Genomic DNA, 23,184 nt, shown 5'->3' on the forward strand with positions numbered 1-23,184 from the left:
CCGGCCGTTCAGCTGCATCCGCTGGTCGAGCCGCAGCCCTCGCAGAGGTAGCAGCTTCCCGCCCGGCGCATCTTCGTCCCGCAGGAGAAGCACAGCGGCGCATCGGCGTTCATTCCGAGCTGCATCTCCATCAGCTCCGTGGAGTTGTGCGCGCCGCCCGGCGCCGGAGCCGGGGCCTGGGCTTCGCTGACTCCCTCCGCCTTGGCCTCTTCCTTCGCCTTCTCCTTGGCCTCCTTGACGGTCTCGGCCTTGGGAGCGGACTGCGCGAGCCCCTCCACGTCGAGTTCGTCCTCGGACGGCTCGTACGAACCCGTCTCCAGATGACGCTGACGCTCGCTCGCCGAGTGGATGCCCAGCGCGGACCGCGTCTCGAAGGGCAGGAAGTCCAGGGCGAGACGCCGGAAGATGTAGTCGACGATCGACTGCGCCATCCGCACATCCGGGTCGTCCGTCATGCCCGCCGGCTCGAAGCGCATGTTCGTGAACTTCGATACGTACGTCTCCAGCGGCACCCCGTACTGCAGGCCGACCGAGACCGCGATGGAGAAGGCGTCCATCATGCCCGCGAGGGTCGAACCCTGCTTGGACATCTTCAGGAAGACCTCACCCAGCCCGTCGTCGGGGTAGGAGTTCGCCGTCATGTAGCCCTCGGCGCCGCCCACCGTGAACGACGTGGTGATGCCGGGACGGCCCTTGGGCAGGCGCTGCCGCACCGGCCGGTACTCCACGACCTTCTCCGGCTCCGGTTCGGCCTTCTCCTCCTTGCGCTTGGCGGAGAGCGGCTGGCCGACCTTGGAGTTCTCCACGTAGACGGCGAGCGCCTTCGTGCCGAGCTTCCAGCCCTGGAGGTAGATCTCCTCGACGTCCTCGACGGTGGAGGACGCAGGCATGTTCACCGTCTTGGAGATCGCCCCCGAGAGGAACGGCTGCGCCGCGGCCATCATCCGTACGTGCCCCATCGGGGAGATGGAACGCTCGCCCATGGCGCAGTCGAAGACGTCGTAGTGCTCCAGACGCAGGCCCGGGGCGTCGGAGATGTTGCCGTGCTCGGCGATGTGCTCGACGATCGCCTCGATCTGCTCCGCCTGGTAGCCCAGCCGCTTCAGCGCCTTGGGCACGGTGTTGTTCACGATCTGCATCGAGCCGCCGCCGACGAGCTTCTTGAACTTCACCAGGGCCAGGTCGGGTTCGACGCCGGTGGTGTCGCAGTCCATCATCAGGCCGATGGTGCCGGTCGGGGCCAGCACGGAGGCCTGCGCGTTGCGGAAGCCGTGCTTCTTGCCGAGGCGCAGCACGTCCTGCCACGCCTCCGTGGCGGCGGCCCACACCGGGCTGTCCAGGTCGTCGGCGCGCTGTGCCGAGTCGTTGGCGTCGGAGTGCTGCCGCATGACGCGGTTGTGGGCGTCGGAGTTGCGCGCGTAGCCCTCGTACGGGCCGACGACGGCCGCCAGTTCGGCCGAGCGCCGGTACGAGGTGCCCGTCATCAGCGACGTGATGCTCCCGGCGAGCGCGCGGCCGCCGTCCGAGTCGTACGCGTGGCCCGTCGCCATCAGCAGGGCGCCCAGGTTGGCGTAGCCGATGCCCAGCTGGCGGAAGGCCCGCGTCGTCTCACCGATCTTCTCGGTCGGGAAGTCGGCGAAGGAGATGGAGATGTCCATCGCCGTGATGACGAGCTCGACGACCTTCGCGAAGCGCCCGGCGTCGAAGGACTGGTGGCCCTCGTCGTCGTCGCGCAGGAACTTCATCAGGTTCAGGGAGGCGAGGTTGCACGACGAGTTGTCCAGGTGCATGTACTCGCTGCACGGGTTGGAGGCGGTGATACGGCCCGACTCCGGCGAGGTGTGCCAGTGGTTGATGGTGTCGTCGTACTGGATGCCCGGGTCCGCGCAGACGTGCGCCGCCTCGGCCATCTTGCGGAAGAGCTCCTTGGCGTCGACCTCGCCGACGGCCTCACCCGTCATGCGGCCGCGGAGCCCGAACTTCGAACCGGACTCGACCGCCTTCATGAACTCGTCCGTCACACGCACCGAGTTGTTGGCGTTCTGGTACTGGACGGAGGTGATGTCGTCGCCACCCAAGTCCATGTCGAAGCCCGCGTCGCGCAGCGCGCGGATCTTCTCCTCCTCCTTCACCTTCGTCTCGATGAAGGCCTCGACGTCCGGGTGGTCGACGTCGAGTACGACCATCTTGGCGGCGCGGCGCGTCGCTCCGCCGGACTTGATCGTGCCCGCGGAGGCGTCCGCACCGCGCATGAAGGAGACGGGCCCGGAGGCGTTGCCTCCGGAGGAGAGCAGCTCCTTGGAGGAGCGGATCCGGGAGAGATTCAGGCCTGCGCCGGAACCGCCCTTGAAGATCATCCCCTCTTCCTTGTACCAGTCGAGGATCGACTCCATGGAGTCGTCCACGGAGAGGATGAAGCAGGCCGAGACCTGCTGCGGCTGTGTGGTGCCCACGTTGAACCACACAGGGGAGTTGAAGCTGAAGATCTGGTGCAGAACCGCGTAGGCGAGCTCGTGCTCGAAGATCTCGGCGTCCGCCGGAGACGCGAAGTAACCGTGCTTCTCGCCTGCCGCGCGGTACGTCTTCACGACACGGTCGATCAGCTGCTTCAGGCTGTTCTCGCGCTGCGGGGTGCCCACCGCGCCGCGGAAGTACTTGCTGGTCACGATGTTGGTCGCGTTCACCGACCAGAAGGCGGGGAATTCGACGCCGCGCTGCTCGAAGTTGACCGAGCCGTCACGCCAGTTGGTCATGACAACGTCCCGGCGCTCCCACTGCACCTCGTCGTAGGGATGGACGCCGGGGGTGGTGTGGATGCGCTCGGCCCGCAGCCCCTTCGTCACCTTGCCGCCCTTCGCGCGGGAGCCGCGTACCGGGCCGCTCGTCGTCTCTGTCATTCCGCCTCCCTTAACGGGCATAACGCCCCGATGCGCCCCGGATCTTCCCGGGACACCTTGCTTGTTCATGACTCTCGGCGGCCTGCGCGACGGTGCGCACCCCCGCCGGAGCCGAAGGTCTTCTCGATGCTCCGCCGGTCAGTCGGCGGAGCGCGCCGGAAGTGGCGCCTCCGGGCCCACGCCAGGGTCGTCCGCCCTGCTCTCCGTGCCCCCGCCGCGGGATTCGCGGGCCCCCCTGGCCTCGCGGGCCTCGCGGTCGCGGGCGCCCAGGTCTGCCTGGTCGGCCTGGTCTCCCTGACTCCCCCGGGGCGCGTGGCCCCCGTCACCCTCGTCACCTGCACCTTCGCAGGCGCCCGGGTCGCTCTCGCGGGCCTCCCGCAGCTCCGTCACCGCGTCCTCGAAGTCCTCAAGGGAATCGAATGCGCGGTAGACGGAGGCGAACCGCAGATAGGCCACAAGATCGAGGTCCTGGAGGGGACCGAGTATCGCGAGGCCGACGTCATGGGTGGACAGCTCGGCGCTGCCCGTCGCCCGCGCCGTCTCCTCGACCCGCTGGCCGAGCTGAGCGAGGGCGTCCTCGGTGACCGGGCGCCCCTGACATGCCTTGCGTACGCCCGCGATCACCTTGTCCCGGCTGAACGGCTCCGTGACACCGCTGCGCTTGATCACCATCAAGGACGCGCTCTCCACGGTGGTAAAGCGACGGGAGCAGTCGGGGCACTGGCGGCGCCGCCTGATCGCGGTGCCGTCGTCGGTGGTGCGGCTGTCGACGACACGGCTGTCGGGGTGCCGGCAGAAGGGACAGTGCATTTCCCCCACCCTCCTTGAGCCTGCGAAAGCCCGCTTCGTGCATGACTGTTACGCCCTCGCACGGACCCGGCAGGAGTCCGCGAAGTTGCCACCAGCATAGTCCACAATCTCCCAACTGGGAGCAGCGGGACCACAACTTGTGGGTGGCGTGCGCCAATCTAACCACTAGATCTGGTGTCGGCACGCGAGTTGGAGGGAAGCGTGTCGCATGTTGGCGACAGTGGACGAGAGTACGCGAGAGCGGATGCGCCCCCTGCGGACGGGTCACGCCTGCCACACTCCGTGAGGGGGTACGGACACTCGGCAGCAGCGGGCATCTACACCGCGGACGCCGGTCCCGGCAGAGAACCAGCAATATTTCACTCGAACGTGTGTTTGGCGCAACCTTTCGAAACCAACTACCGTTGTCCCACTAGGGAGAAACGCTCGAGAGGGGCCGCCGTGACCACCACAGCAGACAGTGCCACCATCACGTCCCAGAACCGTTCCGCACAGTCGCTCGACCACATCCCGCCGGTGACCCCGGTGGAAGAGGCGGACGGCGCCCTGGACGCCGAGGCACAGGACATTCAACAGGCAAAGCGCTCGCTGCCGGGGCGACCTCCGGGAATCCGGGCCGACAGCTCGGGGCTCACGGACCGCCAGCGCCGCGTGATCGAAGTGATCCGTGACTCGGTGCAGCGCCGCGGATACCCACCGTCCATGCGGGAGATCGGCCAGGCCGTCGGCCTCTCAAGCACCTCGTCGGTCGCGCACCAGTTGATGGCCCTGGAACGCAAGGGCTTCCTCCGGCGCGACCCGCACCGGCCGCGCGCCTACGAGGTGCGCGGTTCGGACACCCCGGCCGCCCAGGTCGCCACCGACACCACGGGCAAGCCGTCGGCGTCCTACGTGCCGCTGGTCGGCCGGATCGCCGCCGGTGGCCCGATCCTCGCGGAGGAGTCGGTCGAGGACGTCTTCCCCCTGCCGCGTCAACTCGTCGGTGACGGCGAGCTGTTCGTGCTCAAGGTCGTCGGCGACTCGATGGTCGAGGCGGCGATCTGCGACGGCGACTGGGTCACCGTACGGCGGCAGCCCGTCGCCGAGAACGGGGACATCGTCGCGGCGATGCTGGACGGCGAGGCCACCGTGAAGCGCTTCAAGCGCGAGGACGGTCACGTGTGGCTGCTGCCGCACAACTCCGCGTATCAGCCCATCCCCGGTGACGACGCGACGATCCTCGGCAAGGTCGTCGCGGTGCTGCGCAGGGTCTGAGGCCCCGTTCAAGGCCCGTGGCCCGGGCCCCTCGCGAGTCACGAGCCGCCGGTTCCACTGCGCCGGAACCGGCGGCTCCGCCGTGTGTGCCGCCGGGCTGTGTGTGCTGCCGACGCGACGGCGAGCCGGACCCCGCTCCGGCGGGGGCCTCCGTGGAGTCGTCCGTGGGGCGTTTCCGTCCCTAGCCCTTCGCTTCCGCCTTGGCTTCCGCCACCGCCTTCGCCTCCGCCTTCGCTTTCGCGTCGATCGCGGCGAGTGAACGCCGCACCTGGGCGCGGTCCGTCGTGTACCAGAAGTCCGGCATCGAGGCCCGCAGAAAGCTGCCGTAGCGCGCCCGCTCCAGCCTCGGATCGAGCACCGCGACCACGCCGCGGTCCCCGGAATCCCGCACGAGCCGCCCCGAGCCCTGCGCCATCAGCAGCGCCGCATGCGTGGCCGCGACAGCCATGAAGCCGTTGCCGCCGTGCTCCTCGACGGCCTTCTGCCTGGCGCTCATCAGCGGGTCGTCGGGACGGGGGAAGGGAATCCGGTCCATCACCACCAACTGGCAGTTCGCGCCCGGCACATCGACGCCCTGCCAGAGCGAGAGCGTGCCGAACAGGCACGTCTCGGCGTCCTCCGCGAAGCGGCGGATCAGCTCCCCCAGCGTCTCCTCGCCCTGCAGCAGCACGGGCACGTCGAGCCTGCCGCGTAGGTCCTCAGCCGCGGTCTGGGCGGCCCGCATCGACGAGAAGAGCCCGAGCGTACGGCCGCCTGCCGCACCCACCAGATCGGCGAGCTCGTCGAGCATGTCGCGCCGGGACGGCTCGCGCCCGGGCGGCGCCAGATGGCCGGCGACGTAGAGGATGCCCTGCTTGCGGTAGTCGAACGGGGAGCCCGCGTCGAGGCCGCGCCACCGGGGAGTCTCCTGCGGCTGCCGCTCGCCCTCGCCGCCGGGAGAGTCGTCGCTCAGTACGCGCTCGGGGGCCAGGCCGAGCGAGGCCCCGACCCCGTTGAAGTCGCCGCCGAGCTTGAGCGTGGCCGAGGTGAGCACGACCGAGCGGTCGGCGAAGAGCTTCTCCCGCAGCAGCCCCGAGACGGACAGCGGGGCGACGCGCAAGGAGGCGCCGTAGCGGTCGTGCCGCTCATACCAGATCACGTCGAACTCGGAGGCCTGCACGACCCGTTCGGCGACGTCGTGCACGTTCTCCATCGAGGCCAGGGCCTGTTTGCGCACCGCGTCCTCGTCCTGCACGGACTTGTCGCGGGTGTTGCCGAGGGTCGTGATGCCCTCGCGTGCGGCGTCGCGCAGAGCCATCAGGGCATGCGCGAGATCGTCCGGGAGAACTTCGAGCCGGCCGGGCAGGGCCAGCTCCATCAGCCGCTCGAAGCCCTCGGCGGCGGTCTGGAGCCGGTCGGCCGTCTTCTCGTCGATGAGCCTCGCCGCCCGGCGGACCGCGCGGTTGACGCCGCCGGGCGTCAGTTCGCCGGTGGCCACACCGGTCACGCGGGAGACCAGCTCATGTCCCTCGTCGACGATCAGGACCTCGTGGGGCGGCAGCACCGGAGCGTCCTCGATGGCGTCGATCGCGAGCAGCGCGTGGTTCGTGACGATGACCTCCGCGAGCTTGGCCCGCTCGCGGGCGGCCTCCGCGAAGCACTCCGCCCCGTACGCGCACTTCGAGGCGCCCAGGCATTCGCGCGAGGAGACCGAGACCTGGGACCAGGCACGGTCGGAGACCCCCGGACGCAGATCGTCCCTGTCGCCGGTGTCCGTGCCGTCGGACCAGTCCCGCAGGCGCAGCAGGTCCTTGCCGAGCCGGGAGGTGGGGGCCGCGGCCTTGGGGTCCCCCATGCCGAAGGCCAGGGGAGGGTCGAAGAGCTCCTCTTCCTGCGGCACGCCCTCGTGGAGACGGTGCAGGCAGAGGTAGTTGGAGCGGCCCTTGAGCATGGCGAAGGCGGCCCGCCGGCGCAGCAGCGGATGCAGCGCCTCGACCGTACGGGGCAGATCGCGCTCCACCAGCTGCCGCTGCAGGGCGAGCGTGGCCGTGGCGATGACGACGGGCTCGCCCTGCGCCAGCGCGGGGACGAGATACCCCAGGGACTTGCCGGTGCCGGTGCCCGCCTGGATCAGCAGATGGGTGCCGCTTCCGACCGCCTCCTCGACGGCTTGGGCCATGGCGACCTGACCGGGCCGTTCCGTACCGCCGACGGCGGTGACGGCGGCGTGCAGGAGATCGGTGAGGGCGGGCTTGCTCATAGATCCGACACCCTACGGGGCGCCTCTGACACCGCGTCCGCCACCGGTGCGCTCACGCGGGGTGCAGAGGGTTGGGGACGGTGCCGTGCACGGCGGCGTGGGGACGCTCGGAGCTGTCGCGGTAGCCGTCCATGTGCAGCCGGTTGCGGTTCAGGCAGAGGCGTTCGATGCGCGGGGTGAGCAGGTCGAAGGCCGCGAAGCGTTCCTTCAATTCGGGGAAACGGGCGTGGTAGCGGTCGGTCTCCGAGCGCAGCAGCGACCAGAACTCCTCCTCCGGGACGTGCAGTTGCTCCTCGTACAGCGGCGCGAGATAGCGGAAGACGCCGACGAAGAGACCGGAGTGGATGAACTGGGTGAGGAAGTGCGGCGGCTCGGTCAGCAGCACCCCGCGCACCTCCGCGGGCATGTCCTCCAGCTCGGGTACCGGCTCGGCGCTGATGTTGACGTCGTCGACGAAGTCCTTGACGGCCAGCCGTACGGGGACGTCGTCATCGTCGAAGACGACGATCGCGTTCTCGCCGTGCGGGGAGAAGACCGTTCCGTAGCGGTAGAGGAAGTGCAGCAGCGGCGGCAGGAGCGCGGCGAAGAGACGGCGCAGCCACACTCGCGGCGGGAGACCGGACCGCTCGACGAGTTCGGCGGTGAGCGACCTCTCGCGGGCGTCGGTGTGGATGAGGGAGGCGAGGGTGCGCGCCCGCTCCCCCGATTCGAGCTGCCCGACGAGCGGTTCGCGCCAGATGCAGCCCAGCAGTTCCCGGTACTGGTACGGCACCTGCGGCAGCCGGTCGTAGAGGGGGTGTCCGACGGTGACGGAGGCGACCTCGCCGAGCAGGATCACCCGGCACTCGTCGCGCAGGAACGCGTCGCCGTCGCGCAGCCCGTGGATCCACTGCGTGACGGCCGGCGCCGCGAGGGTCCGTTCCGTCGGAAGGCCGCGCCAGACAAGGGTGTTGAGCACGGAGAGCGGCAGCTTCACGGTGTGCCGTTCGGGCCGGCTCGTGTTGAGGAAGGTACGCACCGACTGCTGCGGCAGCCGCAGATCGCCGTCGGAGCGGAGCGGGACGATCTCGCCCTTGGCGAGCGAGTCGGCGAAGAGCGGCGCGATCGTCTCGTCCCACTGCCAGGGGTGTACGGGCAAAAAGAGGTAGTCCTCGGAGGGCAGCCCCCGGGAGCGCAGGGTGTGGCGGAAGTCCCGGAGGGTGTCGGGGCTGAGTTCGCGCTCGTACAGGCGGTGCGGCTCCGCGAGGGTGGGGACGCCGCGGTAGGCGGCGAGGCCGGTCCGTACGGCGATCCACGGCAGGCACTGCTCGCGGCGTGCCTCGGGCGTCCAGCGGTCGGCGTCGGAGGCGGAGAAGCCGAGGCGGCCCTTGTTGGCGACGAGCCAGGGGTGGCCCTTCTGGTGGCCTTCGAGCTCCGCGTATCCGAGGTCGGCGAGGCGGGCGGCGGGCAGTTCGCGCTCGCTGAGCCGTACGTCGGCGAGGAGGGTGGCCGACAGCTCGCGGATGAGGTGGCCGGTCGTGTCGCCGGTGAGTCCGAGGAGCGTGTCGTGCGCGCGCAGGACGAAGCCGAAGGGGTCGGCGTCGGCGGGGGTGAGCGAGGCGGGGTCGATGTTCCAGTGCCCGTAGGCGCCGCGGCGGGCGCGGAAGCGGAGGGTGAGGTCGTCGCTGACGCGGAGGCGGTACGGGAGGGGTGCGGCGGAGGTTCGTTCGTCTGCCCCGGACAGCTCGGACGGCTCGGACGGCTCGGACGGCTCGGACGGCTCGGAAACGTCGGACGGCTCGGAAACGTCGGACGGCTCGGACGGCTCCGCTCCGGCACTTAAGTCGTGCTGCGTATCGGGCACGGGCCGGATGATCTCCTCGTACGCGAACTCACTGATCATCTTCACCAGCAGGCGCCGGCCGGCCCTGCGCCAGCTGTCGTGGTCCATGCCGGGCGGCAGGGCGGGCGCGGCAGGGGTTCGGGATTCGTCGTGGCGGTCGTCGGGGTCCGGCAGGTGCACAGTGGATCTCCTTGTTCGGGGACAGGACAGGAGTGGCCGGGCCTTGGCAGGGCCGGCCGCAGTGCTGGGACGTGGGCGGCCCTCAGAGCACGTCGCGCAGCGCCCGGTCGCGGACCATGAGCGCGGCACGCTTGCCGGGCAGATCGACCTCGGCGGACAGCCGGAAGCCGGCGCTGAGGAAGGCGGCGACGGAGGCGACGTTCCGTACGTCCGGCTCGGCCAGCACCCGCCCGCAGCGGGGCCGTTGGTCGAGTACGAGATCGGCGACGGCGCGCAGCAGTGCGGTGCCGATCCCGCGCCCCCGGTCGGGCACGCCGCCGATCAGAAGGTGGAGCCCCGTGTCGTGCGGACGGGCACGGCAGTGGCGGGCGATCGGGTCGAGGTCGGCGCGGTAGATCTCCCAGTAGCTCATCGGGACTCCGTCGAGTACGCCCAGGCAGGGCACGCTGCGCCCGTCGCCCTCCAGCTGGGCGCGCAGATGTGCCGCCGTCACCTCGGGAGGACCGGCCAGCTCCCAGAAGGCGGCCACCGCGGGGTCGTTCATCCAGGCGGCGATCAGCCGCAGGTCGCGCTCCATGCGGACGGGGACGAGCCGAACGGTGCCCACGGGGGTCACGGAAGCCGGCCAGTTGCCGACGGAGTCGAGCAGGTCGCCCCGGGGCGCCGCGGGCCGCGGCCCGCGCCCGGGCTCCGGCCCTGACCCGGGGCCGGTCCCGGGGCTGGTCCCGGGCCGCTCCCCCGGCACGTCCGCAACCGCATGCGTGTGCCGTACGCGGACGTCGGAGGCGTCCCGTCCGTACTGCTCGTGTTCGGCCAGCAGTTCCGCCAGTTCGCCGGTGAGCCGCAGGTCGATGGTGTCGTCACCGCCCGCCTCACGGGCCGGTTCGCCGGCGGACGGCGCGGAGGTGTCAGGTGTGCCGGACGCACCCGGGTTCGGAAGGTTCACGTGAGGGCTCCTCCTCTCGGGGTGCGGCGCGGCCGCTCACCGGTAAAGGGGGTTGGTGACGGTGACGTAGACGGACTGCGTGTCGACGGGGCCCACGAGTTCGTCCATGCCGTGGAGCCGCGTGAGCAGGTTGGCCTTGCAGCGCAGCGTCGGCGAATCCAGCAGCAGGGCTGGCAGCGCCGAGACGGGGCCGCCGTCGCCGGCGCGTTCCGCCCGCGTCCGCAGGAACCGGCGCGCGGCGGCGAGCAGCACCCGTTCGTCTGCGAGCCGCTGGACGCCCATGGCGCCGATCAGGCCGAGCACGTTGTTGATCCCGAGGTAGTACGCGAAGCGCTCGTCGGCCACGGCGTCGTCGACGAAGGAGTCGCTCTCGACACCGGGGCTCGCACCGGGAAGCCGCTGCCCGATGGCGTCGCGCCGGGACTCGCGGAAGTAGTAGCCCTGGTTGTCGCGGTACCGGCCGCCCGCCGGCCATCCGGCACGGTCGAGCAGTACGAGGGTGTTCTGCTGGTGTGCCTCCAGAGCGATGCCGGCGTGTGCGTCCAGCCAGAGCACCGGCGCCACGACCGCGTCGAGGTAGCGCAGGAACCACTCGGTGGTCACGGTCGTCACGGACCGGTCCGTGCGTGCGGCGAGCCCTTCGACGATGTCCGCCAGACGTGAGCGCAGCGACCCACGCGGTGAACCGGGCCGGGGGTGCTCGGCCGTCAGCCCCGCCACGCAGACGGCGTCGTCGTCCGGTCCGAAGGGGTTGTGCCGGATCACCGTGTCCAGCCCCTGCAGCGGCTGCCCGTCCGGCCCGTCGACTCCGAGCCACGCCGGGTCGCGGACGATGTCGAAACCGGGATGCACCGCGCGCCACTGGGCGCCGAGGCCGGAGCGCAGCAGCCGGTGCACTTCGAGTCCGCGGAGCAGTTCCTTGCGCAGGTTCTCCCGGCGGGAGTTGGTGATGGGCAGGCCGAGGGAGAGCTTGAGCATCGCCGGTCCGCCGGGCCGCATCACCGTACGGACCGACGACGTCGGGTGCCAGAGGTCCGCTGCCTCGCCCAGGTCGGTCAGCAGCCCGTCGGCGAGGAGCCGGGCCACGGCGGGACGGTGCGAGAGCCGGCGCGCCTGCCAGGGGTGCAGCGGCAACGGCACGCTGCCGGCGGGCAGTCGGGAGGTGAGAGCCTCCCCCGCCAGCCGGACGGCCAGCTGCTCGGCGCCGACGGTGCGTCCCCGCTCCGTCCAGGCGGAGTCGCATGCGAGGACGGACTCGTCCACCGCGATCCAGTGCAGCGGGAAGGCGGCCCGCAGTTCGGGCGAGTACGCACGGCACTCGTCGTCGGAGAGACCCTGGCGGCTCTTGGGGGCAGGGTGCAGCGGGTGGCCGAGGACGAGCGACTGTTCGGCGTCGAGGAACGGGCCGTTCCCGTGCGGGAGTCCGGGCTCGATGGCGCGCTCGGTCAGGAACTCGGTGGCGCGGCGTACGGAGTCGGCGACCCGGGCCACGAGGTCGGCGGCCTCCGCGGGGGCGGGACCTGCTGTGCCCAAGGCGCCCTGCGCACCGGGGACGGGAGCGTCCGTACCGCGGTCCGTACCGCCGTCCGTGCCAGCGTCCGTCCTGCCGCCCGTGCCGGCGTCCGGCTGCGCTGTGCCGGGGCTGCCGCCGCGGCCCTGGTGGGCGGCCTCGCGCGCGATGAGTGCGGCCAGGGCCACGGCGTCGAGCGGTGGGGCGCCCTCGGCGGCGCCGTCGAGCAGCGGCGGCCCGAAGGCGTGCCGCCCGGTGGGCGACCAGTAGCGCACGGGGACGCGCACGGTGACTCCGGTGGCGTCCATGGGGAGCAGGAGGGGCTTGCCGTCCGCGGGCGCAGGGATGTCTCTCTCCCGTACCCAGCAGCACAGCAGGTTGGCGATGCCGGCGGCATCGGCGGTACGCGCCGGGTCGTCCCGGCCGGCGCCGGCGGGAGCGTCCGTACGGTGACCGGGCTGACCGGGCCCCGGGCCCTGCGCCTGACCGGGCAGGAGTCCCGCGGACGCGGAGGCGGTGGACGGGGCACTCGGCGGCGCGGGCACGGATGCCCCAGGTACGGACACCACCGGCACGGACGCGGGTGCGGACGGCGCCGAAGCCACCGGCGGAGCGGACGGCGTCAGGGGGGCACCGGGAACCGGCGGCGCGTGCGGTACGGGAGTGCCGGACTCGTCACTGGCGACGAGGTCCCGCGGGACTGAACAAGCCGCTCCGGTACGCGCGTTCACAGAGGTCTCCTCCGGTCTCGACTCGGCGCGCAGAAGTGCGGGCCGCATCCCCCGTCCGTACCAACGAAGCCGGAGCGCCCCGATCACGGGCGCAGTGAAGATCTGTGGCGTGAACCGGTCGGAACCGTGGACCCCGCCGGGCCCGTCCCCCACCGCACGGGGCATAGTTTCCCCTGGCTTCGCCGGTGAGGTCCCACCTCGGCTTCCGCCGGGAGGCTCGTCCCGCCTTCTGCAGGGCGGTCATGACAATTCAACAAGCACGAGGACATTCAGGGGGAGTTCATTCATGTCAGCGACCATGAGGCCCGGGCGGCGGCGACGTCCCGCTCTGGCCGTCGCGGCGGTCGTCGCGGCACTGGCCGTAACGGCGACCGCCTGCGGCCCGGAGGACGACGGCGCGGGGGGCGAGCCGACTGCTTCCGCGTCGGCGGCCGAGCAGGACAAGAAGCGGGACCTCGGCCTTCCGGAGGATCTGCCCAAGGACCTGCCGAGCTCGCTCGAGGACCTCGACAAGTGGCGCAACGGTGAATGGAAGAACTGGGACCGGGACGAATGGCTCCGGCGCGCCAAGGAGTTCATCAACCCGATCATCGATGACCTGTGGGACCCGGACCGGATGAAGGACGCCGACGGGAACGACCGCGAGGTCGACGACAGCGAGATCGACGACGGCGGGAGCGGCGACGGCAGCGGCGAGGACGAGGGAGCCACCGACCCCACCCCGGCGCGCGTGAAGGCGAAGCAGGTCAAGCTCCCCTACACCAAGTCCAGTCCGCCGGTCGGCAAGGTGTTCATGGACACCCCGCAGGGGTCGATGGTCTGCTCCGGCACCGTCGTCGAGGACCCGGCCAACCCGGGCAAGTCGAACCTCGTGGCGACGGCCGGGCACTGTGTGCACGCGGGCAGGAGCGGAGGCTGGTTCCGCAACGTCGTCTTCGTCCCCCGCTACAACCCCAAGGGTCTCTCCGAGGCCCAGCTGGCCAAGGCGGCCAAGGAGGACGTCGCCCCTGACGGCGTGTGGTGGGCGAGGAACGCGCGCACCACGGACCACTGGATCGAGAAGGGCTCGAAGACGGGCGGCAAGGGCGCGCCGCAGGACTTCGCCATGATGAAGGTGCGCCCGGAGGACAGGAAGTCCGGCCCGTCGCTGCAGGAGACCGTCGGAAAGGCGGCCAAGATCAACTTCAGCACGCCCCGGGTGAAGTCGATTCCGGGTCTCACCCCGCACGGCTACCCGGCGGCGCCGCCCTTCGACGGTACGAAGATGCTCACCTGCAGCGGCAAGCCCGGGCGCCTGACGCTCGACCCCCGCCAGCCCACCATGTACCGCGTCGGCTGCACCATGACGGGCGGGTCCTCCGGCGGCGGCTGGCTCAGCCCGAGTGGCGGGCAGCTGCTCTCCGTCACATCGGTCGGGCCCGTGGAGGGCGGCTGGCTCGCCGGGCCCCGTCTCGGCAAGGAAGCCAAGGGCGTCTTCGCCGGCATCTCCGCGAAGTAGGGTCTGTCGTTTGGATCAGGCTGGATCAGGGAGCGAGGTCCGGTGCCGTGGTGGGGGCACCTCCCAGCGGTAGCTGGGGGAAAGGCGGAGGAGGGAGTCCCTGCGGAGCAGCGGCGACCGACGACAACGCCGCGAGGCGCGGTGCCGGGGCACGCGAGCCCAGCAAGATCCAAACGAGAGGCCCTAGGCGCCGCGGAGCGGTCGCCGAGCAGCAGGCGCCATGCAGCAGGCGCCGCCGGCTGCAGGTTCGCGGTGGCCCGCGAACCTGCAGTCAGGGGCGGGCTGTTGACGCTGCCTGCCGCCGGACCGCCGGGACGGCCCGGTGGTCCGGCGGCACGCAACACGCATGCGCGTCCGCATCCGGATTCGCATCCGGCGTCCCGCCCCGCCGGCTTCCGCAGGCTTCCGTCGGCTCTCGCCGCACGCCTCCTGCGCGTGCCTCCGCCTGCCTCCTCAGCCTCGTCAGTCTCACCAGCCGGCCCGTTCCGGGCCGGGCTCCGGTTCCAGTCCCAGGGGGATCCCTTCCATGTCATCGATACGCAGCCGACGGCACCGCCGTACCGGCACGGCCGCGGCCGCCGTACTCGCGGCGCTCGCGCTCACCCTGACCGCCTGCCAGACCGGCGACGGCGGCGGCACCGACGCGCGGGCCGAGGCGTCCGCCAAGCCGTCGCCGACCGGAGATCTGGGCATCCCGGAGGACCTGCCGAAGGATCTTCCGACGTCGCTGAAGGATCTCGAGAAGTGGCGCAACGGCGAATGGAAGAACTGGGACCGCGACCAATGGGTCCGTGAGGGCTCCGAGTTCGTGAACCCCTACATCAAGGACCACTGGAAACGGGACCGCATGGACGAGGCCGAGGACAACGGCAAGCGCGTCCCCGCCGACGTCGAGGCGGCCTCCGGCGCCGAGGCCACCGGACCCGAACCGCGCCCGGTGAAGGCGCGCGGCGTGCAGACGCCGTACACGCGGCACGCGGCGCCCGCGGGCAAGGTCTTCATGGACACCCCGAAGGGCCCGATGGTCTGTTCCGGAACGGTGGTCGAGGACCCGCGCAACCCCGGGAAGTCCAACCTGGTGGCCACCGCCGGGCACTGTGTGCACTCCGGCCGCGACGGCGGCTGGCTGCGCAACATCATGTTCGTGCCCGCCTACAACAACCGCGGCCTGCCGCCGTCCCAGGTGGAGAGCTCACAGCCGCGGGACGTCGCCCCGTACGGCCAGTGGTGGGGCGAGTGGGCCCAGACCAGCGACTACTGGATCAAGAAGGGTTCCGCTTCGGGTGGCGGCGGCTCGCAGCAGGACTTCGCCGTGCTGCACGTACGGCCCGAGCGGCCAGCGGGCAAGTCGCTGGAGGAGACGGTCGGCGCCGCCGTGAAGGTCAACTTCCGTGCGCCGCGCGCCGACCGCTTCTCGGGGCTCAGCTCCTACGGCTACCCGGCGGCGCCCCCGTTCGACGGCGCGAAGATGTACAGCTGCACCGACAGGCCGGGCGCCCTGACTATCGACCCGTCGCAGCCGGCGCTCTACCGGATCGGCTGCACCATGACCGGCGGGTCCTCCGGCGGCGGCTGGTTCATGAAGGGCAGGGGCGGCAAGCCCGAACTGGTGTCGGTCAATTCGATCGGCCCGCAGCCCGCGGCCTGGCTGGCCGGACCACGCCTCGGGCCGTCGGCCAAGGGCGTCTTCGACGCCGTCAGCAGGAAGTACGCCGGCAAGAACTGAGACCTCGCCGGCCTGCGAGCACAACGGCTGCGGCCCGCCCCCCGGTTGACGGGGAAGGCGGGCCGCAGCCGTGTCCTGAGCCGCCGGCGACGCTGCCGCCGCTTACAGGTCCGCAGCCCCCTGCGGCACGAACTTGCGGAGCTCCGCCGCCAGTTCCGCGTGCACACGCGCCTTGAGCAGCGTGCCGTCCTCCGTGTGGGTCTCGGAGAGCACCTCGCCCTCGTTGTGCACACGCGAGACCAGCTTGCCCTCGGTGTACGGAACCAGCGCCTCCAACTCGACGGAGGGACGCGGCAGTTCCTCGTCGATGAGGGCACGCAGCTCCTCGACGCCCTGCCCGGTCCGTGCGGACACCGCGATCGCGTCGGTCTCCGCGCGCAACAGCCGTTCCAGGACGAGCGGTTCGGCGGCGTCGGCCTTGTTGACGACCACGATCTCCGGCACGCCCGAGGCACCCACGTCCCGGATCACACCGCGCACAGAGGCCAGTTGCTCCTCGGGAGCGGGGTGCGCGCCGTCGACCACATGCACGATGAGGTCGGCGTCTGCCACCTCCTCCATCGTGGAACGGAAGGCGTCCACCAGGTGGTGCGGCAGATGCCGGACGAAGCCGACGGTGTCGGTGAGCGTGTGCAGCCTGCCACTGGGCGTCTCGGCCTTGCGTACGGTCGGATCCAGCGTGGCGAACAGGGAGTTCTCCACGAGGACGCCCGCGCCCGTGAGCCTGTTGAGCAGCGAGGACTTGCCCGCGTTGGTGTAACCGGCGATGGCGACCGACGGCACCCTGTTGCGGCGCCGCTCCTGCCGCTTGATCTCGCGGCCCGTCTTCATCTCGCCGATCTCACGGCGCATCTTGGCCATCTTCTCGCGGATGCGCCGGCGGTCCGTCTCGATCTTGGTCTCACCGGGGCCACGGGTCGCCATGCCGCCTCCGGCCGAGCCGGAGCCACCGCCGCCCATCTGCCGGGAGAGCGACTGACCCCAGCCGCGCAGCCTCGGCAGCATGTACTGCATCTGTGCCAGCGCCACCTGGGCCTTGCCCTCACGGGACTTGGCGTGCTGCGCGAAGATGTCCAGGATCAGGGCCGTACGGTCGACGACCTTGACCTTGACGACGTCCTCGAGATGGATCAGCTGGCCGGGGCTCAGTTCACCGTCGCAGACGACGGTGTCCGCGCCGCTGTCCAGCACGATGTCGCGCAGCTCCTGCGCCTTGCCGGATCCGATGTACGTGGCCGGGTCCGGCTTGTCACGGCGCTGGACGACCCCGTCGAGCACGAGAGCCCCCGCCGTCTCCGCCAGGGCGGCGAGCTCCGCCAGGGAGTTCTCCGCGTCCTGTGCGCTGCCGGACGTCCACACGCCCACGAGCACCACGCGCTCCAGGCGCAGCTGCCGGTACTCGACCTCTGTGACGTCCTCCAGCTCGGTGGAGAGACCCGCCACGCGGCGCAAGGCGGCACGCTCGCTGCGGTCGTACTGATCGCCGTCACGCTCGCCGTCGACCCCGTCACTCCAAGCAACGTCCTCTTCCATCAGGGCGTCAGCTCGGCGGTCGGACTCGGCGACTCGCTGGCCATTGTGCGGAAGAGAAGAGGAGAAGGTCATTGGATCCTTAGGTCGGAGTGAGAGATGCGGGCCGGGAGAAACGCCGGTCTTTCCTTTATGGGCAACGCTCGTCAGGCGGTATTGATTCCCGCCGCAGGCCCGGCGAAGCGCGTCGTGCGCCGACCGAAATGGTGGCACGGGCACCCGGTGCCGTCACCCGGATTTGTGCCGGGCCGCCGGGCCGCCGCGCTGCCGGCCCGGGCCGGGCCACCGCACACAGCCGCACCGAACCCCAGGGCCCCGGTACGCACGGGCAGCGGCCCGGACAAGGGCCCGGGCCGCGTTCCGCCTGCCGAAGACCCGCCGCTCCCCTGCCGGTTGCGAAGGGGGCTCCCGGGGCTGTCTCTCAGGAGCTGCGCCAGTCCGGGTGCCCGGGCATCGGCGGGGTCTTCTCGCCGTACAGCCAGTCCTTGAGGAATCCGGTCAGATCCTTCTTCGCGACGGCACTCGCGAGCCGTACGAAGTCCGCGGTGGAGGCGTTTCCGTCGCGGTGCTGAGTGATCCATTCACGCTGCAGGCGCAAGAAGTCCTCGTTGCCGATCTTCTGGCGGAGCGCGTAGAGCGCGACCGCCGAGCCGTCGTAGACGCTCTTGCGGAAGATGTCGGTCTTGTTGTCCGGCTTCAGCGCGTGCAGCTTCGCGGGAGGTCCGTGCTGCTTGCGCCAGCTGTCCGACTTCTCGTACGCCTTCCGCGCCCGGGAGTCCAGCGAGGTGCCGCCGCGTTCGGCGCCGTAGAGCCACTCGTACCAGGTGGCGTGGCCTTCGTTCAGCCACAGGTCGTCCCACGTCTGGGGGGAGACGCTGTCGCCGAGCCACTGGTGTGCGAGCTCGTGCACCATCACCGACTCCTTGTACCAGGACGGGACCGAGCGGATGGTGAAGAGCTGCTTCTCGAAGAGCGAGAGCGTCTGCGTCTCCAGCTCGAACCCCGTCTGCGCGTCGGCGATCAGCACCCCGTAGGTCTCGAAGGGGTAGGGACCCAGCCGCCGCTCCAGCCACTTCATCTGACGGGGGGTCTTCTCCAGCCAGGGCCGCAGCTTCTCCCGGTCGCGAACCGGCACCACGTCCCGCAGCGGCAGGCCGTGCGGGCCCTTCGCTCGCCGTACGTGGGAGCGGCCGACGGAGACCTGGGCGAGCTCGGTGGCCATGGGGTGAGCGACCCGGTACGTCCACCGGGTGTTCTCTCCCCGCGGGGCCTTGCTCCGGAGCCGTCCTCCGGCGACGACGGTCAGTTCGCTGGGGGCGGTGACGTGGAAGGTGAAGCGGGCCTTGTCCGAGGGGTGGTCGTTGCCGGGGAAGACGCGGTGCGCGGCGTCGGGCTGGTTGGCCATGGCCAGCCCGTCCCGGGTACGTACCCAGCCGCCGTTCGTCACGCCCTGCGTCGGGCTCGTGTGCCGGACGACGACCCGCATGCGCTGGCCCTTGCGGACCGTCGCCGAGGGGGTCACGGCCAGGTCCTCGCCCGCCCGCTCGAACCGGGCTGCGCGCCCGCCCACGCTGACGGAGCGCACCTTGCCGGACGCGAAGTCGAGGTTGAAGCGCGGGAGTCCGTCCTCGGCGGTGACGTCGGCATCGATGACCGTACGGGCCTGAAGCGGCTCGGTGTTGTCGCCGCCGTAGCGGAAGGAGATGTCGTAGGCGCGCACGTCGTACCCGGGGTTGCCCAGGTGCGGGAAGAGACGGTCGCCCGCTCCGAGAGGCTCCGGGGCGGGCAGCCCCGCACCGACGAGCGCGAGGACTGCGCAGGCGACGGCCGCGGACGTACGGGCGAGGGCGCGGTTGTGGTTCCGGGCTCGGATGCGGGGGTTGTGAGCAGGCCTTTTCACTGCGAGAGATGAGTCGACCATGCATTAGTGCTATCAGCACATCGATCGGCTTCCGGGTCGGCACAGCAGCGGCACACCCGAAAGAAGTCGGTACCCGGCGGTCGCCCTTGCCGCCCGCCGTCAGCGGGCCGGAACCGGGCGCGCGGCCCGCGTGACGTCGTAGACCCCGGGGACCCGGCGCATCGCGCGCATCAGGGCCGGCAGCCCGGCGGCATCGGGCAGTTGCAGCGTGTACGTGTGCAGTACGCGCTGCTCGCGGGGCGGCTCGACCTCGGCGGAGACCACGGTCGCGCCCTGGGCCGCGATGATCTCGGTCAGGTCGGCCAGCAGATGTGTCCGGCCCAGAGCCTCCGCACGCAGCGTCACCCTGCACCCGGATGCGCCCTGCTCCCAGCGCACCGGCACCGGACGCCGCCCGGTGGAGGTCATCCGGGTCACGGAGTGGCAGCTGTCGCGGTGGACGGTGACCGTGCCGCCGCGCACCGCGAATCCGGTGACGCTGTCGGGCGGCACGGGCGTACAGCAGCCGGCCAGCCGTACCGCCGCGTGCGGGTCCTCCGCGACGACGGAGGCGGTGCCCTCCCCGGCTCCCGCCGCCATGTCGCACTCCGCGCGCGGGGCGGTGCGCACGCTCCCGCCCGTACGGGACTCCCCGGCGGCGTCGCGAAGCACGGACCCCGGAGGCACGTCGTCGTCGAACCACACACGGGCGGCGGCGTCCCCACCCGTTTCGCCCCGCCCCACCGGGGCCGGCTCCTGCTCGGGCGCGGGCGGATGGGCCGCGAGCCATTGCCGGATGGCGATGCGGGCGGCGGGCGTACGGGCGTGCTCCAGCCACTCCGGCGACGGCCCGGAGGGGACCGCCCCGGCGGCGGGCTCCATGAACAGCTGAACGGCGTCGCCGTCCCGCAGGACGGTGCTCAGCGCTGTCAGCCGTCCGTTGACGCGGACGCCGATGCAGCGGTGCGCCGCGTCTCCGTACCGCGCGTAGGCCGCGTCGACGCACGTCGCGCCCGCGGGCAGGGCCAGCGGGCCGCCGCCGGACGCGGGCGCCGCACCGGGCGAGGCGCAGTAGACGGTGATCTCGCCGTCCTGCGCCAGCTCGTCGTGCAGCTCCGCCCAGAAGGTCTCGGTGTCGGTGGCGTGGCTCTGCCACTCCAGCAGCCGGGAGAGCCAGCCGCGGCCGCCGTGCTCGCCGGTGCCCTCGCCCTCGACGGCCTGCGCCGGTCCGGGCTCCGCGGCCGAAGCCGAAGCACGGTGCGGGTCGCCCAGAGCGATCACCCCCGCTTCGGCGATCCGGTGCATCTGCCGTGTACGCACGAGGACTTCGGCGACCCTGCCCTCGTCGTCGGCGATGGCGGTGTGCAGCGAGCGGTAGAGATTGAACTTGGGCGCGGCGATGAAGTCCTTGAACTCCGCGACGAGCGGCGTGAAGCAGGTGTGCAGTTCGCCGAGGACCGCGTAGCAGTCGGCGTCCTCCTCGACCATGATGAGCAGCCGCGAGAAGTCGCACGGGCCCAACTCACCGCGTTTGAGGCGCAGTCGGTGCACGGAAACCGTGTGCCGCGGCCGGATCAGCACCTGCGCGGCGATGTCCGCCTCACGCAGCAGCCTCCGTACGGACGTGGCGACGCCGGTGAGCGGATCGGGCTCACGGACGTGCTCCGAGATCAACTCCCTTGCCAGGGCGTGCTCTTCGGGGTGCAGGATCGCGAACGTGAGGTCTTCCAGCTCGCTCTTGACCGCTTGCACTCCGAGTCGTTCGGCGAGCGGGATCAGAACGTCACGGGTGACCTTGGCGATGCGGACCTGCTTCTCGGGACGCATGACGCCGAGGGTGCGCATGTTGTGCAGCCTGTCGGCGAGTTTGATCGACATCACCCGGACGTCGTTGCCGGTCGCGACCAGCATCTTGCGGAAGGTCTCCGGCTCGGCGGCCGCGCCGTGGTCCACCTTCTCCAGCTTGGTGACGCCGTCGACGAGATACCCGACCTCCTCGCCGAACTCCTTGCGCACCTGCTCCAGCGTCACATCCGTGTCCTCGACGGTGTCGTGGAGCAAGGAGGCGGTCAACGTGGTCGTCTCGGCGCCGAGTTGGGCCAGCAGCAGCGTCACGGCGAGCGGGTGTGTGATGTAGGGGTCGCCGCTCTTGCGCATCTGACCGCGGTGCGAGGACTCGGCGAGGACGTACGCGCGGCGCAGCACGCCGAGATCGGCCCCGGGATGGTGCGCGCGGTGCACCTGAGCCACGTGCTCGATGGCGTCCGGGAGGCCGTCACGGCGCGGTGCCTGCCCCAGCAGGGCCGCGCGGCTGAGCCTTCGGAGACTCTTCATGGCACCTCCCGCTGACGCGACGCCCCGGCCAGGCCCGGGGCCTGTGATGGTACCGACCCCAGCACACCCTGATGTCCGGGTCCTGCGCAGCGTGAAACGGATCACCCGTCCGAGGGACGTTCGGGCACAGGGCACTTGGGAGTTCGAATCCTGAATGCCCTTCAGATCGCACGCGGCGGAGGGCTCACACAGCCCTTCTGCGCCCTAGTGCTGTGACCGGAAAGGTCAGCCCTAGGCGCGCAGCCACTCCGGGTCGACGGTCCCTTCGGCGACGATCACAGCCGGGCCGGTCATCTCGACCCCGCCGTCCGCCCGTTCGGTGATCACGAGGGTGCCGCCCGGCAGATCGACGGTGTATGTGGCGTCCTCGCCGTCGGCCGCCGGGTCCACGCCGTCGCGCCGTGCCGCCGCGACCATCACGGCGCACGCGCCCGTACCGCAGGAGCGGGTCTCGCCGGAGCCGCGCTCGTGCACGCGCATCGCGACGTGCCGCGGCCCGCGGTCCACCACGAACTCGACGTTCGTACCGGCGGGATATGCGGTCGCGGGCTCCACGCCCGGAGGCTCCAACAGCCTTCCCGCGTCGGCGAGATCACCGACGAAGGCGACCGCGTGCGGATTGCCCATGCTCACGTGCAGGGCGGGCCAGCTCCGCTCTCCCACCCGTACGGTCACGGCCCCGTCCGGCAGCACGGCCGCGCCCATGGAGACGGTGACGCCCGAGCCGTCCCCGGCGAGATGCGTGCGCTTCACGCCCGCGCGGGTCGCGACGGCGACCTCCCCGGGCTTGACCAGGCCGGCACGCTCCAGGTGGCGCACGAAGACGCGCACGCCGTTGCCGCACATCTCCGCGACCGAACCGTCGGCGTTGCGGTAGTCCATGAACCACTCCGCGTCGCCGGCCATCGCCCGTGCCTCCGGGTGCGCCGCGGAGCGTACGACCCGCAGAAGCCCGTCGCCGCCGATTCCGGCCCGGCGGTCGCACAGCCGCGCGACCGTCTCGGGTGACAGGTCGAGGAGCCCGTCCGGGTCGGGGAGGATCACGAAGTCGTTCTCGGTGCCGTGCCCCTTGAGGAACGGCACGGGTCGCACGCCGGTCATACGGACGATCGTACGGGAGCGTGGCGTGGCCGCCGGATCAGCTCAGCCTGGCCACGCGCCAGATCGCGAGCATCACGACCGTGCCGACGACGACCGCGTACAGCGCGACGATCCGCCAGTCCGGGCGCTCCCCCGAGTCCGGGGCGGGCAGACCCGGCCAGGACAGCCCGACCCTGCGGGCCGCCACCACGGCCCAGCCGGCGGCGCAGCCGCAGATCAGCAGCCCGAGCATGGAGACGACCGCGCCCGTACCGCCGCCGGGTTCGAAGGCGAGCGGGAAGGCGAACATCAGCGAGCCCAGCGCACTCAGCACCACGATGGGGGCGAGCTGCCACACCCGGAGCTTCCGCTGCGGGCGCAGTTCCTGCGGCTCCACGGGCGTTCCGTCGGCCTCGGGGGGTGCGTCGGAGCCGTCCTGTTCGCCGCGGACGTCCGGGCCTGCGTCGTCGCCGGCTTCGGGGGCGTCAGCGGTGTCCCGGCCTTCGCCGGCGTCAGCGTCCTCGCCGGAGTCCGGGCCGTCGGTCATCTCCCGTGCTCCGCGCGGGCGGTCGGCTGCGGCGTCCCCGTTGCCGAGGGGCACGCTTCCGCTACGCCCGTCGAACTCCTGGAGGTCGTCGATGCGACCCACGGATGCGGCACGCTCAACCTCGTCGACGGCGGTCTCCTCATTGTCACGAGGGCCGGCCTCCATCGCCACCCGCCCTCC

At 71.3% G+C, this 23,184-nt stretch carries 14 protein-coding genes; 3 read left to right on the forward strand and 11 right to left on the reverse strand.

The window, feature by feature from the left end:
- Nucleotides 1–8: 8 nt before the first annotated feature.
- Together ACSMXX_RS06530 and nrdR are read right to left on the reverse strand one after the other, a co-directional pair.
- Nucleotides 9–2,897: a vitamin B12-dependent ribonucleotide reductase gene (locus tag ACSMXX_RS06530; RefSeq protein ID WP_473183090.1), complete on the reverse strand. Its 2,889-nt coding sequence runs from the start codon at nucleotides 2,895–2,897 to the stop codon at nucleotides 9–11.
- A 138-nt stretch (nucleotides 2,898–3,035) separates the two neighbouring features.
- Nucleotides 3,036–3,707: a transcriptional regulator NrdR gene (gene nrdR / locus ACSMXX_RS06535; RefSeq protein ID WP_473183091.1), complete on the reverse strand. Its 672-nt coding sequence runs from the start codon at nucleotides 3,705–3,707 to the stop codon at nucleotides 3,036–3,038.
- 441 nt (nucleotides 3,708–4,148) lie between these two features.
- On the opposite strand from nrdR, the gene lexA reads away from it, so the two are divergent.
- Nucleotides 4,149–4,961, forward strand: a complete 813-nt coding sequence (lexA, locus tag ACSMXX_RS06540; RefSeq protein ID WP_473183092.1) for a transcriptional repressor LexA — start codon at nucleotides 4,149–4,151, stop codon at nucleotides 4,959–4,961.
- Between the two features lie 181 nt (nucleotides 4,962–5,142).
- Here lexA and ACSMXX_RS06545 read toward each other — a convergent pair whose 3' ends face one another.
- The 4 genes from ACSMXX_RS06545 to ACSMXX_RS06560 form a co-directional block, all read right to left on the reverse strand.
- Complete coding sequence (locus tag ACSMXX_RS06545) at nucleotides 5,143–7,200, reverse strand: ATP-dependent DNA helicase (protein ID WP_473183093.1); 2,058 nt, start codon at nucleotides 7,198–7,200, stop codon at nucleotides 5,143–5,145.
- A 52-nt stretch (nucleotides 7,201–7,252) separates the two neighbouring features.
- Complete coding sequence (locus tag ACSMXX_RS06550) at nucleotides 7,253–9,130, reverse strand: IucA/IucC family protein (RefSeq protein ID WP_473184666.1); 1,878 nt, start codon at nucleotides 9,128–9,130, stop codon at nucleotides 7,253–7,255.
- A 154-nt stretch (nucleotides 9,131–9,284) separates the two neighbouring features.
- The gene (locus ACSMXX_RS06555) at nucleotides 9,285–10,148 is read right to left on the reverse strand and encodes a GNAT family N-acetyltransferase (protein ID WP_473183094.1); all 864 of its coding nucleotides are present in this window, start codon (nucleotides 10,146–10,148) and stop codon (nucleotides 9,285–9,287) included.
- Between the two features lie 36 nt (nucleotides 10,149–10,184).
- Entirely contained in the window at nucleotides 10,185–12,263 is a 2,079-nt protein-coding gene (locus tag ACSMXX_RS06560; protein ID WP_473183095.1) for an IucA/IucC family protein, read from the reverse strand.
- Nucleotides 12,264–12,675: 412 nt separating this feature from the next.
- Here ACSMXX_RS06560 and ACSMXX_RS06565 point away from each other — a divergent pair, with 412 nt between their 5' ends.
- Nucleotides 12,676–13,887, forward strand: coding sequence for a trypsin-like serine peptidase (locus ACSMXX_RS06565; protein ID WP_473183096.1), 1,212 nt, complete (start codon nucleotides 12,676–12,678; stop codon nucleotides 13,885–13,887).
- Nucleotides 13,888–14,413: 526 nt separating this feature from the next.
- On the forward strand, nucleotides 14,414–15,613 hold the full coding sequence (locus ACSMXX_RS06570; protein ID WP_473183097.1) for a trypsin-like serine peptidase: 1,200 nt from the start codon (nucleotides 14,414–14,416) through the stop codon (nucleotides 15,611–15,613).
- A gap of 102 nt (nucleotides 15,614–15,715) precedes the next feature.
- Here ACSMXX_RS06570 and hflX read toward each other — a convergent pair whose 3' ends face one another.
- The 5 genes from hflX to ACSMXX_RS06595 form a co-directional block, all read right to left on the reverse strand.
- The gene (hflX, locus tag ACSMXX_RS06575; RefSeq protein ID WP_473183098.1) at nucleotides 15,716–17,218 is read right to left on the reverse strand and encodes a GTPase HflX; all 1,503 of its coding nucleotides are present in this window, start codon (nucleotides 17,216–17,218) and stop codon (nucleotides 15,716–15,718) included.
- Nucleotides 17,219–17,564: 346 nt separating this feature from the next.
- A complete protein-coding gene (locus ACSMXX_RS06580) occupies nucleotides 17,565–19,064 on the reverse strand; it encodes a M1 family metallopeptidase (RefSeq protein ID WP_473183099.1) in 1,500 nt (499 codons plus the stop codon).
- A 99-nt stretch (nucleotides 19,065–19,163) separates the two neighbouring features.
- Nucleotides 19,164–21,377, reverse strand: coding sequence for a RelA/SpoT family protein (locus ACSMXX_RS06585; protein WP_473183100.1), 2,214 nt, complete (start codon nucleotides 21,375–21,377; stop codon nucleotides 19,164–19,166).
- Between the two features lie 231 nt (nucleotides 21,378–21,608).
- Complete coding sequence (gene dapF / locus ACSMXX_RS06590) at nucleotides 21,609–22,478, reverse strand: diaminopimelate epimerase (protein ID WP_473183101.1); 870 nt, start codon at nucleotides 22,476–22,478, stop codon at nucleotides 21,609–21,611.
- 37 nt (nucleotides 22,479–22,515) lie between these two features.
- Complete coding sequence (locus tag ACSMXX_RS06595) at nucleotides 22,516–23,004, reverse strand: hypothetical protein (RefSeq protein WP_473184667.1); 489 nt, start codon at nucleotides 23,002–23,004, stop codon at nucleotides 22,516–22,518.
- Nucleotides 23,005–23,184: the final 180 nt, after the last annotated feature.

It is taken from the genome of Streptomyces sp. DSM 116795 (assembly GCF_055792905.1).

Excerpts from the sequence above, each read along its gene's own strand:
- ACSMXX_RS06580 (WP_473183099.1), bottom strand. The coding sequence starts at position 19,064 with ATGGTCGACTCATCTCTCGCAGTGAAAAGGCCTGCTCACAACCCCCGC.
- ACSMXX_RS06585 (WP_473183100.1), bottom strand. The coding sequence starts at position 21,377 with ATGAAGAGTCTCCGAAGGCTCAGCCGCGCGGCCCTGCTGGGGCAGGCA.
- ACSMXX_RS06570 (WP_473183097.1), top strand. The coding sequence starts at position 14,414 with ATGTCATCGATACGCAGCCGACGGCACCGCCGTACCGGCACGGCCGCG.
- ACSMXX_RS06565 (WP_473183096.1), top strand. The coding sequence starts at position 12,676 with ATGTCAGCGACCATGAGGCCCGGGCGGCGGCGACGTCCCGCTCTGGCC.
- hflX (WP_473183098.1), bottom strand. The coding sequence starts at position 17,218 with ATGACCTTCTCCTCTTCTCTTCCGCACAATGGCCAGCGAGTCGCCGAG.
- ACSMXX_RS06595 (WP_473184667.1), bottom strand. The coding sequence starts at position 23,004 with ATGACCGACGGCCCGGACTCCGGCGAGGACGCTGACGCCGGCGAAGGC.
- dapF (WP_473183101.1), bottom strand. The coding sequence starts at position 22,478 with ATGACCGGCGTGCGACCCGTGCCGTTCCTCAAGGGGCACGGCACCGAG.
- ACSMXX_RS06545 (WP_473183093.1), bottom strand. The coding sequence starts at position 7,200 with ATGAGCAAGCCCGCCCTCACCGATCTCCTGCACGCCGCCGTCACCGCC.
- ACSMXX_RS06550 (WP_473184666.1), bottom strand. The coding sequence starts at position 9,130 with ATGGACCACGACAGCTGGCGCAGGGCCGGCCGGCGCCTGCTGGTGAAG.
- ACSMXX_RS06530 (WP_473183090.1), bottom strand. The coding sequence starts at position 2,897 with ATGACAGAGACGACGAGCGGCCCGGTACGCGGCTCCCGCGCGAAGGGC.
- nrdR (WP_473183091.1), bottom strand. The coding sequence starts at position 3,707 with ATGCACTGTCCCTTCTGCCGGCACCCCGACAGCCGTGTCGTCGACAGC.